This window comes from Mucilaginibacter sp. GW822-FHT03E02 (assembly GCF_058801545.1).
Genome location: NZ_JBXANJ010000002.1, coordinates 71,040 through 85,608 on the forward strand (window position 1 = coordinate 71,040; position 14,569 = coordinate 85,608).

Here is a 14,569-nt window from a genome sequence, read left to right on the forward strand (position 1 = left end):
ATTACAATGGAAAAGCTGAAATACGAAAAGCCATATATTAAAAAACTGCACGCCGGCGTGATGAACAAGTTTGGCACACGCACCGGCATACAGCCTGTTAAAAGCATCGAGGGCGTTTCTGTTAAAACGTTGATTGACCAATACGGATCGCCGGTTTTTGTATTGTCAGAAAAACAGATCCGTAAAAACTACCGTTCGGCATACCGGGCTTTCAGTACCCGTTATCCGAAGGTGCAATTTGCGTGGAGTTATAAAACCAATTACCTGAATGCCGTTTGCCAGGTATTTCACCAGGAAGGCAGCTGGGCCGAAGTTGTATCCGGTTTTGAATATCAAAAAGCATTAGGCAACGGCGTGCCGGGCAGTAAAATTATTTTTAACGGGCCTGGCAAATCAAATGACGAATTACAACTGGCTATTGAAAACGATTCGCTTATCCACATAGATCATTTTGAAGAGCTTAACCAACTGCTTGCATTAAGCAACAATCTGGCCAATAAACCACGCGTTGCTATCCGCGTAAATATGGATACCGGCGTATACCCGCTTTGGGACCGTTTTGGTTTTAATTATGAAAATGGTGAAGCATGGACAGCATTATCAAAGGTAATTGATTCGGACAAGCTACAACTGGCCGGGTTACATTGCCACATAGGCACTTATATGCTTACAACCGCAGCCTACGGCATTGCGGCAACTAAATTATGTGATTTGGCTATGCGCTGCCAAACGCAATTGGGTCATAAAATAGAATATATTGATATGGGTGGTGGTTTCCCATCAACCAATACTTTAAAAGGCGCCTATTTGCCCGGGCATGATACGGTGCCGTCTGTTGATGATTTTGCCGAGGCTATTACATCGGTGATGCTGAATTTTGGTTTTGCAAATGACGATTTACCTTTACTTATACTGGAAAGCGGCAGGTTATTGATTGACGACGCCGGTTTTCTGCTGGGTACCGTTATAGCCAATAAACGCTTAAGTAACGGTAAAAGGGCTGCTATTATGAATTTTGGTGTAAATATTTTATTCACCTCGTTTTGGTATGAGCACCAGATAAGCCCCGCACAGGACTTTGCACCGCATACAGAAAACATGGTGGTTTACGGGCCGCTATGCATGAATATTGATGTAATAAGGGAAAGCATTAACCTGCCGCTGCTTAACCCGGGAGATAACGTGGTAGTACACAAGGTTGGCGCTTACAACATAACGCAGTGGATGCAGTTTATTACGCTTAGGCCTGCTGTGGTTTTAATAGATGAACAGCAACGTACCCACCTTATCCGCAGCAACGAAACACTTGAATATACAGAAGGGCCCGAGCTTATGCCCGAACATTTAAAAGCCAGCAAGTGAAGCAAACCACAGCATTTATAAAATCGGTAGTTAGTTCCTACTCGGTACTGTTTTTTTCGCAGAACCGGATATTAGGGATCATTTTGCTGTTGGTTTCTTTTTTTAATCCTGTATCTGGCTTTGCCGGGTTAGGTTGCGTTATTTTCTCATTAATAGTATGCCGGTTGTTAAAGTTTGATGCCGACAACCTGCAACTGGGTATTTATAGTTTTAACTGCCTGTTGTTAGGCATTGCCTTCGGCGCATTTTACAATGTAAATGTTATGTTTTTGCTGTGGCTTTTTGTTGCATGCTGTGCTGTAATAGTTGCCACAATTATTATCTCCACACGGTTAGGTACGCTGGGGTTGCCTATGTTATCGCTGCCGTTTGTACTTGTGTTTTGGCTGGTACTACTGGCATCTAATAGTATTTTCGCTATGGGCCTGCAGCAAAAAGACAGTTATCTGTTAGAAGAGATTTATGCCGGCCCTGGTAACCACATGGCAGGCATTGAGGGTTACCTTGCTACGGAATTGCCGCAATTTGTGTGTCTTTTCTTCCGCTCATTAAGCGCGGTGTTATTTCAGCATAATATCATTGCGGGGATGCTTATCAGTGTAGGGATGCTTATTCATTCGCGCATTGCTTTTAGCTTGCTTATCATCAGCTTTATAAGCGCAATTGGTATTAACGGACTCACGCATACCTACCCGGAAGGTATCAGCTATTATCATTTAGGAGCCAATTTTATGATGGCCGCGGTAGCTATTGGAAGTTTTTTCACAATCCCCTCCCTCCGCTCCTATTTGCTGGCAATTTTGAGCATCCCAATAGGGTTTCTTATCATTAATGGCTTAACAGGTTTTATGTCGGTACACGCTTTGCCGGTATTTTCACTTCCATTTTGCATCGTCAACATTAGCCTGTTATATTTTTTAAAACTGCGGCATGCCAGCAACAAATTGCAGTTAGTTGTTTTCCAGCACTATTCGCCAGAACGAAACCTTTATCAGTTTTTAAACCAGGAGGAACGGTTAAACGACCTTAAATATTACAAACTAAACCTGCCCTTTATGGGGTATTGGACTGTGTCGCAGGGATACGATGGCAACATAACACACAAAGGAGACTGGGGCCAGGCGCTGGATTTTGTGATCAGCGATGATGAACATAACACATTTCAGTATCCGGGTACCTTGCCCGAACATTTTTACTGCTTTAACAAACCTGTTTTGGCTTGTGCCGCCGGCGTTGTTGAACAGGTTGTAAACAATATAGAAGATAACGCCATCGGCAAACAAAACCTCAAAGAAAACTGGGGAAACACCGTAGTGATCCGTCACGCGGCAGACTTCTATTCCAAAGTATCGCACCTCAAAAAAAATTCGATAAAAGTTAAGCCCGGTGATCTTGTAAAAACAGGTGACTTACTGGGCCTGTGTGGTAATTCGGGCCGGTCTCCGGAACCACATTTACATTTTCAATTGCAGGCAACGCCTTACATTGGGTCGAGGACGTTGAGTTATCCCATATCCCACTATATTAGCCGGGCTGAAAATAAAAACAGATTAATAAGCCATACGATACCTACAGAGGGCGAGCTTGTTGGCAATCCTGAAATTGACACCCAAATTAAAAAGGCATTCGATTTTCAACCAGGATATATTGCAAGCCTGGTATCCGAAAATGGTATTGCCGAAGATTGGGAGGTTTTTAAAGATGTATTAGGCCAATCGTACATCTATAGCAAAACAACAGGTGCAGTTGCCTATTTTATCAATAATGGCGTTATGTTTTATTTTACAAGCTTTTACGGCGATAAAAAGTCGATGCTGTATAACTTTTACCTGGCCGCTTTTAAAGTTATTTTTAACAATACCGAAGGAATGCCGATAAATGATAAACTACCGCTAAATATAACAGCCAATAAGCCCTTACTTTGGATACAGGATATTATGGCGCCTTTTTACAGGTTTATTAATATCAATTACAATAACTACAACCTGGTTAATAAAAATGGAGTAACTATCACATCTAAAATTGATACCGAAATAGCCGGTAAAAAAAACGGGGGTACAGACGCGAGCGTTTATGTAGATCACGGCAATCTGATTTCTTTCAGCATCAATTCAAATGGCAAAAACATCACAGCAAAATGGGGTACAAAAAACTAATACTGATTTTTACTTTATTTGTTGCGTTGGCCGCTAAAGCGCAGGATAACAAATTTGCCGTTGCTGATAGTACCGCCGAACAACTGTACAATGCCGGCGATTGGAAACAAATGATTGTATTCGGCAACAAAGCCATTGCCGATAGTGTTGATTTCCCCGGCCTGCGTTTTAAGATTGGGTATGCGTATATGATAACCGGAAACTACAAGGCGGCTATCCAACAATTTGACAGGGTATTAAATAATGATTCGGCAAATTTTACCGCGCGCCTGTATGCTTATTACTGTAATACCTATTTAAATAACCACCTTGGCGCATCATATAACGCCGGGAAACTGGATACGGCAACCCGGCGTTCTCTCAAACTTTCTCCATTTGGGTTAATTGATGCAGAACTGGAAAGCGGCCTAAAACTGCCCAACAATAGCCAGCGCGATAATGGCTTTTTTGAACGTGTTGGATTAAGTAACCGCCTGTCGTGGCGTTTGCAGTTAGATCAGTCGTTCATGTTTTTCAGTCAAAACATATTCCGGTCGTTATTTTACGACAAGGACGCGGACAAATATCTATCGGGCAAAACAGATCGGCAAACAGAATATTTTGTCAGGGCGCAATTGTGGCTTAGCCAGCGCTTAAACCTCATCTGGTCGTATCATTACATTTACACTACTTACCGGGGTAGCGTCAACAATAGTAATTTAGGATTATTAGGAATAAAATACAGTGGCCGTTTTGTTGACTTGCAGGCAGATGTTAATTTTGGCCGATTGATAAACAAAACATTAAAACAATATAATACCAGGCTAAGTTTTTATCCCTTGGGCAATCTTAATTTATATACAACAAGCAGGGCATCGGTATTAAACTTAAGCGGCACCAACAGTTTTATATACAGCCAGGCATTGGGCTTTAAAGCATTTAACAAAACCTGGCTTGAAACATCGGTAACATTTGGCAACCAGGACGATTATTTGGATGCTGATGGCCTTTATGTATATAATTCTATCGACCCAACAAAATTTAAATCCGGCGAAACCGTTTTTTACCAGTTAAACGCCCACGCCCTGTTGAATTTAAACTACATTTATGAAAAGAAGACGGATATTTACCGTTCTGTAAACTATAACCAAAATTCTGTTACGTTAGGTATGATATGGAAATTTTAAAAAAAACGTTTATAGCAGTAATTTTAATTTTATTTGTGGTACAGCTACAGGCCCAAACTAATGCTGTGCTGCAAAAAGCATTTCGTAATAGCTATGTAAATGAGCAGAATAAGAATTATACTGCTGCTATCAACGATATTTATCCCTACCTGAGCGACAATAGTTACGAGGTGAATATCCGTTTAGGCTGGCTGCATTACCTAAACAAAAACTATACAGCTTCGCAAGCCTATTATCAAAAAGCCATCAGTATAAAACCGGGTGCCATTGAACCTAAGTTTGGCTATGTAAAGCCCCTGTCGTTTTTACAAAGCTGGGATAAAGTACTTGAACAATACCTGGCTATTTTAAAAATCGACCCGCAAAATACCCAGGCTAATTACTGGGCCGGTGTAATTTATTATAACCGCAAACAATATGATGCCGCTATAAGATGTTTCAGGGTAGTTGTAACCCTTTATCCTTTTGATTATGATGGTAACCACATGCTGGCCTGGAGTACACTAATGGCCGGCAAAAAAACAGATGCCAAACCACTTTTCGAACGTGCACTGGTTATTAAGCCTGCCGATGCTTCCAGCAGCGATGGGTTAAACCGCTGTAATTGATTAATCGGTAAAATATGGCTATTTATCGATTCACTGCATTTTTTTCCGACCGGCATTATACTTTTGATTGGCCTTGAAGTGTTAGTAATCCTTCTGCGTAAATCATTGGCCAACTATTAACGTACTATTACCGTATATAAGTTATATATGAAAATAAAATATTTACTTTTAAAAACTCAGCTTATTGGCTGCCTTTTAATAATTATAACTTTTAGTTCCTGCAAAAAAGATAAAACAAGTGCCGTTGTAAATGCAACCCCGGCAACAATTGGTTTGTATGAATATGCCAGCGGTAGCGATAAAAGATTATTGATACCGATTACAAAAATAGGCTCACTTACAAAAATAGGCACACAACCCATGAATTACGGCTGCATATTTGACACAGGTTCGCCAGGGATGACCATGGATGCTACCGATATTTTACCGGCGTCGATGATAACATCTACAGGCATTACAGTTACGGGCGACTCAACAGTGGTAAGTGGCATCACCGTAACCTCAAAAACATCAACCATCAGTTACGGAGATGCAACAGGTACTACAATAGAATACGGAAATTTAGCTTATGCCAACGTTACTGTTGGTAATTCATTAGGAAGTCTGGAATTAAAACGGGTTCCATTTTTTTTATATTACAAAATAAAAGACAGCAAGGGTAACATATATCCCGCGCATTCGGCAGACGTTTTTGGGGTAGGAACAGGAACAAGCAACACAAATTCCAATATATCGAGCCCGTTAAAATCATATTCTTACGGTACCGGCCTAACCAGCGGCTTTAAACTGTCAACCTTAAGTAGCACGTCGTTCCTGGGCACACCTACGTATGTTTCCAACTTACTTACTGTTGGATTAACCAGTGCTGATTTATCATCAGCCGGGTTTATCATGCACCCATTATTGTCAAAATACAGTTACAACCCTTATATTGAAGGAACGTTAACTTATAACGGTAAAACCATTGATGCTATCTTTTTATTTGATACGGGTACACCATCAGTTAGTACTATTGAAGACAAGCTTGCGGTCGCCGCTGTCTCTTTGCCCACCAATACAACAGTTACTTTAAAAACCAACCAGGGTTTTACTTATACCTATGTTACATCAAGCACAGGTAATCTTACGCAGGTAGCAAATCCTAATACTACACAAGATTACCGCACCATTTTCAGCCTCGACTTTTTTATAAAAAACGAGTATTTGACAAATTATGTAGGTCGTGTTATTGGGTTAAAGAATAATTAACAGTAAAATTCATTCATCGATAAATAACCGCGTTTTATCGACACATTGTTGCCTGGTAACCCTCATCAAGGGTAATTTTAAATAACAATCCCGATAATCATATTGGGTACAATTATTAATCAAAATAAATCCAGATGAAAACGAAAATTACTTATTCATGGGTATTGGCGCTTGCTGTTATGTTCGGTTTTGCTTCATGTCAAAAAGAAAGCGGATCTAAAACAACAACTACAACCCCAACTTCTTCCACCATTGCATCAACAGGCGCTATTGCCATCAGCCTGGCATCGGGTACAACCGACTCGGTATATATGGTTGGCTGCTTTGGCCATCATGATAAAAAAGACTCGGTTGCATTTAGCGCGCTACCGACAGCTATTGGCACTTACCTTACCGCAAGTTACAGCGGCTACACGTTTAAAAAAGCATATGCAATTACCGATAGTGCCAAAACAGTTATTAACTACATTGTGGTAATTAAATACAACAGCGCATTGGTTGGGCTTAAATTTACCGCCGCCGGTGTATTTGTAAGTACCCTTGAGCAACGCGACGGCCATGATTTACAAGGCCCGGGATGGCACCATGGCGGCCCGTTTGATAACAGGGATGGTAAACACCGTGATACCATAGCGTTAACAGCTTTGCCAGCTGCAGTAACCAGCTATTTTAAAACTACTTACCCCACAGATACTTTGCTGCATGCATCCATTACGCCAGATAGTGCATACGCATTAGTAAGCAAAAACAATGGCCTCTTTATAACAGTTATTAAGGCAACAGGAACGCTAATAAAACGCATACAAATTGATAAACACGTTGGCGCTCACGTTGCGGTTACTGCAGCAAACCTGCCGTCTGCCATCACAACCTATTTAACAACCACTTATCCCGGTTATGTTTTTGATAAAGCTTTTTCGCATAGTGAAAGCGGTGTTGTTAAAGGGTATGATGTAGAGATCACCTCCAACAGCACCAAGTATGTAGTTGTATTTGATGCCACAGGCACCTTTGTAAAGGCCTTCGCTGTTCATTAAAAACTTCCTGATTAAATATATATAGTAAAGCCGGCTCTCGTTAAACTGAGGCCGGCTTTTTTATTTATGCCTGTTTTTTCTATGTTGGAGATAAATCGCCCCAGCCACTTGGTTTACCTGCAATTCAACTACTTTTTAGGCTGATAAAGCTGATTCAAAAAAATAGTAATGCCATACTTAGCATTTTTCCACTTTTCGTCAAGCGCATCAGGCACGGCGCCGGGGCTTTGGGCAAAATTACCGGCAATGAGGTCAATATCACCGTCGCCGTCAATATCTGCTTTTTCGAGTGTGAGTGACTTTAGTGGGATCTCGCTTTTAAGTGTGTAGGATTTGAAGCTGAATTTTTTTGCGTCTATATTTTCGAGGTAAACAAACGATTCATCAACCAGCTTACCAAAGTCGGGGAAAAAAGCGCTGCAGGCAAAATCGATATCGCCATCTTTGTCAAAGTCTTCTGCCACCACACGGGTTACACCATATATGGGATAAAAAAACTGTTCTTTAAAAACACCGCCGCCCTGGTTAATATTGATGCGAATGCCATGATAGGCTTTCAATATCTGCGAATAATCTGCATTGTCGCCATGTACGGTTACAATATCCATCAGGCCGTCGTGGTTATAGTCAACAAGTGTCATGTCGGTGGTGCCATAATCAGGCGGAAAACGCAACACACGTTTGGCTTTAAACTTAAGGTTATCTTTCTGATAAAATATATAGACACTTTCATCACCTTGCGAAAACATAGCAACAATATCCTTTTTGCCATCGCCATCCATATCTTTTATATAGCATTTAATGGCCCCCGGCAGTGGCAGCAGCACATCCTCGGTATACTTGCCCGTTTTATTTTTTTTAAACAATGAAAGGCCACCTGATTTGTTACCAAAATTACAAACGATGATCTCGGGCACACCATCGTTGTTCAGATCTTCAATCTGGGTATGCACCGGGCGGTGCAATGAGCTTAACAGCGTTGTGCTGGCGCTATCTTTGTAATTAACATATGCACCCAGGCTCAATTCGGAAGGGTATAACTTTCCTATTTCCGTAAAGTAGGTGTCGCCCTTATAAAAATTGAAATCAACAACCGGGCTTTTGGTTTGGATGGTTTTAGTTACCCCGACATTATATTTCCAGGTAAGCACTTCGTTAAAAAAATTACCTATCCACAAAGTTTTGTTTGCCGCATCGTACCCCAATCCGGTTATCATTGAAGGTCCGTCAGCGCTCACCTGGATATCTTGCCGGGTAAACTGTTTTAGTGGGCTATTGCGGGTTAGCCGGCTTTCATCAACCGTAACAGTGTCAGGTGCCAGATCGGTAATGTATTTTACAAGCTTGCCCCACTCCTCCTGTGTTAATACAGGCTGATTGGGAATAATGTTATGTTTGTTAACAATTGCCTTTTCTTCGTCTGATAAGCCCCGCAGCGGGTTATAGCCTGGATAAATAATTCCCATTCGGGCAGCCATAACAGGCAATACATGCTGTGTCCATATATGTTTAGTTAAGCTCGCCGGATCGGGCAACATATGACAGCTGGCACAAAAAACAGTAAATAAAGCTTTACCGTTATCATCGGCGGTGTGCCTCTTCGGCTTTGCAGCAACGGAGTACATGGTAAATGAATTCAGACCGATCATCAGGGTTAGCAGGAAAAGTGCTGTTATGATGACCGGTCTGATTTTCATATTCGTTTCTATTCGTCAATACTTATCGTTCGCGGAACATTTGAGGCATTCCACCCATTAATGCTCACTTCAAGCTTTTTCTTAGATGTGGGTGCATTATAATCAATAATTAACTTTTTTTCTTCTCCGGGCAACACTGTAACATAATTATCACTATAAAATGCCGGCAGTACCCTTGTTTTGCTATCCGCATCTATTAACGATATCCTGTTAAAAAAGGCAAGTACACTATTTTCTTTGTTAACTAACGTAACTTCTACCCTGCCTGGTTTTATATATTTTGCTTTAACCGATAATTCCTCGGATTTCATTTTTTGCAGACCTGAAAATCCTCCTTTGTTATCCGGAATCCAGTACGTATTATCAGTAATTACTTTTTTGTTTTCATCCAGCAGTTGTAACGACAGAAAAACGCCTTCCTTTGCGGCCAGCTTATCAACCGTGCCTTTTATAGAAAAGTACTTTTTAACAGTACTGGCGTTTATATCAGCAAAAACCTGGGTAAGCAAATTTTCTTTGCCATCCATATCATATGTTTTTACTACCATCATCATACTGCGGCGTGCTTTAAATGTATTGTTGGCCACCATTACCATTCCGTTAATTGGGTTGTACATGATATGGAATGGCGCACTGCCGTTATGCAAGCCATATAAGCAGGCATTAGGGTCAAGGTAATAATCATACATCTGGCCACGCATGGCTGTCCATGGGTTTTGGGTTTTCCAGATGATGAAACCTGTATACCAATCCCACATATGCGACGTAAAACCTTCGGCAAGGCCGCGATACTGGTCGTAGTTAACCAGTTGGGCTTTCATGGCAAAATCGGCAGCATTTTTGGCTTTACCATATTTATTGATGGCGGTATCATAGCCTATATATTTATGATAATCCCAAACGCTGTCTGTTTTTGTTTTGTGGGTCTCTTCGTCATAAACGGGTGGTACCATGTTGGCTGTGGGTATAAAACGTTTCAATGATTCATAATCGCCAACGCCAACCGAGCCAACTTCGGAATTGAATGGAAAAGTTTTAAACTCCCAGAATACCGACAACGGCTGAATACCATAAGGCCCGTCGCCGTTACCACCCAATACATTGTGCGACATGCTGTCGGAGTTGGAATAATCAACAAACCAACGGGTATTATCCAATTTTGGCAAAATGGTATCGCGCAAAGCGGTAAGGATATCCTCGGGCGGGGTTATCTCATTACCGCCGCACCAAATGGCCAATGAGGCATAATTGCGCACCATTTTTATCTGGTCAATTGCCGAACGCAGGAACAACCCGTGATCATCAGGGTATTGGCGGCGTGTCCATTGGTCGTCCAGTTTTTGCGGATCCTGCCAGCGGCCGTTACAGTCACCAGATCCCCACAAATCCTGGAAAACCAGGATACCGTATTTATCACAGGCCTCAAAAAACTCAGGGCGCTCAATCATGGCCCCACCCCACACCCTGATCAGGTTCAGGTTCATATCACGATGATAACGCACTTCGGCATCATAACGCAGATCCGAAAGGCGCAGCATGGCATCAGATATTACCCAGTTACCACCCTTGATAAAAATTTTCTGGCCATTAACCATAATCTGGCGGCTGCCGGTATGTTCGTTATATTCACTTGTCAGTTGCCGTACCCCTATATTAAGCTGATGCTGATCTGAAACAGCCTTACCCGCCGCGGTAAACTTTAACTTGAAATTATAAAGATGCTGGTCGCCGTAACCGTTTGGCCACCAAAGTTTAGGATTGGGGAGGCCATAATCGGCAAAACTGACATTGATGGTGGAGTTTGGTTTCAGACTAACTGCTTTTGAGATGGTTTTACCATCCAGTTCAAAACTTAGTGAGCCGTTAACAGTTGCCGGCGTCGGGTTGCTTAATTCGGCCGCTACTTTAATAACGGCTGGCTGTTGTGCCCCGTCCGAAAGCCTCACGCCTGGTACCAGTGTAACAATATGTTCATCTGCAATACGTACTGCACCTGTTTTTTGAATGGTTACTTTGTCCCATATACCGGTGTTCCTGTCACGCATGGGCTGTATCCAATCCCATCCGGCAGTGTATTGTAAACCAACGTTACGCGCAATTGTACCGTCGCCGCCCTGGCCACCATTTGGGTTACCAACAACATCTGGCGGGTGCACCAATACTGCCAGGCGGTTATCTCCATTTTTTGCAAGATAAGGAGTTATATTGTAGTTAAACCGCAAAAACATCCCTTTTTGAACTGTTTTGTTCAGCTTATGCCCATTCAAATAAATATCGCAACTGTAGTTTATTCCCCTAAAATTAAGGTAAACCTGGTTGCTGCCAGTTGCCGGCATTTCTTTAAAATCTTTGGTAAACCAATAGGTATAATAATCGGCGCCGGTTTTATAAATATCGGCTATATGCTCATTATTCATGCCCCAAAATGGATCGGGCACTTTTTGGTTGTTTAATAACGTGGTCAACACTGTTCCCGGTACCGTAGCCGGCATCCAGGCTGTAGTGTTAAATACTGGAGTTGATAGCGCAGTTCCGCCTTCTTTTACGCTGCTTACAGGCGCACACTTCCAGCCGGAATTTAGTTCGTAACTACTTTGGGCGTATATATTAACAAAGGGTAGTAACAGAGCCAGCGTAACAAGCAGTTTTAGCTTTGCCGGCCTGTAAATTAAAGTTAGGGGCATTTTTTATAGTTTAGTATATGATGTAGTAAATGTTAATATTGAATTTTAAATACCGCTGCTTGTTTTAAACCTGATTGTGTTTGCAACAATGAAGGTATGGTTATATTTATCACACCCTCGCCCAGGGTGTATTTAACTTTTGCTTTAACACCCAGCAAGCTTATTTTTTTCACTTTGCTTTTAGCTGTCAGGTGCAAAGCAACTTTTTCGGGCAATACCACATCATCCTGGTCTTTGGGGGCCAACACAAAGGCGTAAACGCTATTTCCTGCTTTAGTATAATAAGTATTTCCCTCAGAGTACGGTGCTATGGCATCCGAACTATAAATACCTTCAGCGTTAATTTTCATCCAGTCGCCAATTTGTTTAAGGCGGCTGTAAGCTACCGGATCCCAATCGCCATCGGGGCCGGGGCCAATATTCATAAGCAGGTTACCGCCGCGTGAAATAATTTTCACCAGCAGGGTTACTATTTCGTTGGCTGATTTATAGTGGTCGCCCGGCACATAACTCCAGGAATTGCCCATGGTGATACAGCTTTCCCATGGATGATCAAGCGGAGCATCGGGTACCTGTTGCTCAGGTGTGGTATAATTTTCATATTGCCCGGCTACCGTGCGATCAACAACGATAAGGCCCGGTTGCTTAATCCTGGCCGCTTTGGCTATTTTTGCCATATCAATATCCTGGTCATACGGAATGGTACGTTGCCAGTCAACGGCGGCATCGATTGTGTTTTTTGGCCTTACCCATCCGCCATCCAGCCATAAAATATCAACTTTACCATAATCGGTCATCAATTCCTGTATCTGGTTAAAGGTAAAGTCCTTAAACTTTTGCCAGCGCTCGGGATATTTTGCCGGATCATAGTTTACATTCCTGTCCTTAGGTGGAAAATATGGCCACCAATAATATTCTGTATGCCAGTCCGGCTTTGAAAAATAAGCGCCTATCATAAAATTCTCTTTACTAAAAGCATTGAAAACTTCTTTGGCCACATTACTGCGCGGATTGGTTGAAAAAGGTGTTTTTGTACTGGTTACTTTATAATCTGTTTGTTTTGTATCAAACATGCTAAAGCCATCATGATGTTTAGTTGTGAACACCACGTATTTCATCCCGGCGTATTTGGCTGCGGCTACCCATTTCTCTGGGTTGAATTTGGTTGGATTAAAAGTAGTTTGTAAATTTTCGTAGGCTTTTTTATACCCGTTATAATCGGCGCCATAAGGCCCGCGGCGTTGTGTCCATCCCTCATCTTCGGGGCAAATACTCCAGCTTTCAACTACCCCCCATTGGCTGTAAGTGCCCCAGTGCATAAACAGCCCAAACTTAAGGCCCTGCCATTTATGAAGATTTTTTTGCACCAGCGAATCATCAGGTACCACATAATCTTTTGACATATTATGCTGTTGCGCCATAATCTTACCTATAGGTAGAAGGAATGCGATAAAAAACAGAAGTTTTTTCATTTATATATTTATTTTTTGTTTCTTTATTAAAGTAACCAATTAACGCACCTCAAAAGTAAATCTGATAAAATCCAATAAATACAGGATAAAATTCGGGTATTTTTACCAATTTTTTTTGAGTATTAAATTATAAAAAAGCACACTTAGTGTAACTAATACAAGACTAAACAAGGGTCAAAAATGTTAAAAAAGTATCAATTGCCTACTATATTTATATACATTTCTACCAAAACAGCAACATAAAATGTCAATTAAACATTTTAAAACCACTCAAAACGGCCCTAAAACACACTATTGACAACTTTTACGGCCAATTTGCCTACACACTAAGTGAATTTATTTTGAGTTAGCTTGGTTTACAGTAAAAAAGTTGTTAAAATTAAAATAAATGCTTGTTTTTGTTATCAAATTGTTACATTGCATCACGATAATTGTTTTGAGCAACACTTAACTATTAAACTATTGAAAATTTCTAAAACAGATACTTCGGGGTTATGGAAACGGCTTTGTTTTGATGACGATATCAAAGCATTTGAGTTATTGTTTCATAATTTAAATACCCGGCTTATCAAGTTCTGTATTTTTTACATTCGCCAGAAAGAAGCCGCTGAAGATATCGTATCCGATGTATTTATCAAGTGTTGGGAATCCCGTAAAAGCCTTACCGAAGTTACCAACCCCGAAACATATTTGTTTGTAGCGGTAAAAAATCAATCATTCAATTATCTAAAAAAATTCTCCAATATCCATCTTGTACAAATAGAAGCTTCGGACGAAGTTGAGTTTGTAAATACTTTTGATCCTGAAAAGGAATTGGAACGCAAAGAACTCCATTTCTTATTAGATAAAGCTATCGCTTCGCTCCCTCAACAGGCATGTATCATTTTTAAATTAATTAAAGAGGATGGCATGAAATATAAAGAGGTTGCCGAAATTTTAAACATATCTCCCCGCACAGTACAAACCCAGTTATTTAGAGCAATGAAAAAATTAAGCATCATTCTTGCTGCGCATCAACTTGCATCTAAATCATCAGAGAGGGCATCTTCTGACCATGACATCATGGGGCTTTCGTTGTTATAGGAATTCTTTTTAAATTTTTTTTCAAAGCTTGTAGGCAATTTTAAAAAAACTATTGT

The 14,569-nt window shown here is 41.0% G+C and carries 10 protein-coding genes; 7 read left to right on the forward strand and 3 right to left on the reverse strand.

What is annotated here, in order from left to right; translation table 11 throughout:
* Positions 1-6 precede the first annotated feature (6 nt).
* From AC1RM2_RS27410 to AC1RM2_RS27435, 6 genes are all read left to right on the forward strand, one after another.
* Positions 7-1,362 carry a hypothetical protein gene (locus tag AC1RM2_RS27410; RefSeq protein WP_492988345.1) on the forward strand — a complete coding sequence of 452 codons (1,356 nt, stop codon included), beginning with the start codon at positions 7-9 and terminating at the stop codon, positions 1,360-1,362.
* Positions 1,359-3,518: an urea transporter gene (locus AC1RM2_RS27415; protein ID WP_492988346.1), complete on the forward strand. Its 2,160-nt coding sequence runs from the start codon at positions 1,359-1,361 to the stop codon at positions 3,516-3,518. The genes AC1RM2_RS27410 and AC1RM2_RS27415 overlap by 4 nt, the downstream gene beginning before the upstream one ends.
* The gene (locus AC1RM2_RS27420) at positions 3,500-4,684 is read left to right on the forward strand and encodes a tetratricopeptide repeat protein (protein WP_492988347.1); all 1,185 of its coding nucleotides are present in this window, start codon (positions 3,500-3,502) and stop codon (positions 4,682-4,684) included. Before AC1RM2_RS27415 ends, AC1RM2_RS27420 begins: the two co-directional genes overlap by 19 nt.
* Complete coding sequence (locus AC1RM2_RS27425; protein WP_492988348.1) at positions 4,672-5,292, forward strand: tetratricopeptide repeat protein; 621 nt, start codon at positions 4,672-4,674, stop codon at positions 5,290-5,292. Before AC1RM2_RS27420 ends, AC1RM2_RS27425 begins: the two co-directional genes overlap by 13 nt.
* 147 nt (positions 5,293-5,439) lie before the next feature.
* Complete coding sequence (locus AC1RM2_RS27430; protein WP_492988349.1) at positions 5,440-6,540, forward strand: pepsin/retropepsin-like aspartic protease family protein; 1,101 nt, start codon at positions 5,440-5,442, stop codon at positions 6,538-6,540.
* A gap of 134 nt (positions 6,541-6,674) precedes the next feature.
* A complete protein-coding gene (locus tag AC1RM2_RS27435; protein ID WP_492988350.1) occupies positions 6,675-7,577 on the forward strand; it encodes a PepSY-like domain-containing protein in 903 nt (300 codons plus the stop codon).
* Between the two features lie 128 nt (positions 7,578-7,705).
* Here the strand turns inward: AC1RM2_RS27435 and AC1RM2_RS27440 are convergent, their stop codons facing one another.
* The 3 genes from AC1RM2_RS27440 to AC1RM2_RS27450 are packed head-to-tail and all read right to left on the reverse strand — an operon-like array spanning position 7,706 to position 13,430.
* On the reverse strand, positions 7,706-9,274 hold the full coding sequence (locus AC1RM2_RS27440) for an FG-GAP-like repeat-containing protein (protein ID WP_492988351.1): 1,569 nt from the start codon (positions 9,272-9,274) through the stop codon (positions 7,706-7,708).
* Positions 9,275-9,282: 8 nt separating this feature from the next.
* Positions 9,283-11,958 (reverse strand): glycoside hydrolase family 2 protein, encoded by a 2,676-nt coding sequence (locus AC1RM2_RS27445; protein ID WP_492988352.1) that lies wholly within the window; start codon positions 11,956-11,958, stop codon positions 9,283-9,285.
* Positions 11,959-11,990: 32 nt separating this feature from the next.
* Complete coding sequence (locus AC1RM2_RS27450) at positions 11,991-13,430, reverse strand: alpha-L-fucosidase (RefSeq protein WP_492988353.1); 1,440 nt, start codon at positions 13,428-13,430, stop codon at positions 11,991-11,993.
* Positions 13,431-13,892: 462 nt separating this feature from the next.
* On the opposite strand from AC1RM2_RS27450, the gene AC1RM2_RS27455 reads away from it, so the two are divergent.
* Positions 13,893-14,513: an RNA polymerase sigma-70 factor gene (locus AC1RM2_RS27455; protein WP_492988354.1), complete on the forward strand. Its 621-nt coding sequence runs from the start codon at positions 13,893-13,895 to the stop codon at positions 14,511-14,513.
* The last annotated feature ends 56 nt before the right edge of the window (positions 14,514-14,569 follow it).

Bases quoted from the DNA above. Each gene is read 5' to 3' on its own strand.
- AC1RM2_RS27410 (WP_492988345.1), top strand. From the start codon at position 7: ATGGAAAAGCTGAAATACGAAAAGCCATATATTAAAAAACTGCACGCC.
- AC1RM2_RS27420 (WP_492988347.1), top strand. From the start codon at position 3,500: ATGGGGTACAAAAAACTAATACTGATTTTTACTTTATTTGTTGCGTTG.
- AC1RM2_RS27425 (WP_492988348.1), top strand. From the start codon at position 4,672: ATGGAAATTTTAAAAAAAACGTTTATAGCAGTAATTTTAATTTTATTT.
- AC1RM2_RS27430 (WP_492988349.1), top strand. From the start codon at position 5,440: ATGAAAATAAAATATTTACTTTTAAAAACTCAGCTTATTGGCTGCCTT.
- AC1RM2_RS27435 (WP_492988350.1), top strand. From the start codon at position 6,675: ATGAAAACGAAAATTACTTATTCATGGGTATTGGCGCTTGCTGTTATG.
- AC1RM2_RS27440 (WP_492988351.1), bottom strand. From the start codon at position 9,274: ATGAAAATCAGACCGGTCATCATAACAGCACTTTTCCTGCTAACCCTG.
- AC1RM2_RS27445 (WP_492988352.1), bottom strand. From the start codon at position 11,958: ATGCCCCTAACTTTAATTTACAGGCCGGCAAAGCTAAAACTGCTTGTT.
- AC1RM2_RS27450 (WP_492988353.1), bottom strand. From the start codon at position 13,430: ATGAAAAAACTTCTGTTTTTTATCGCATTCCTTCTACCTATAGGTAAG.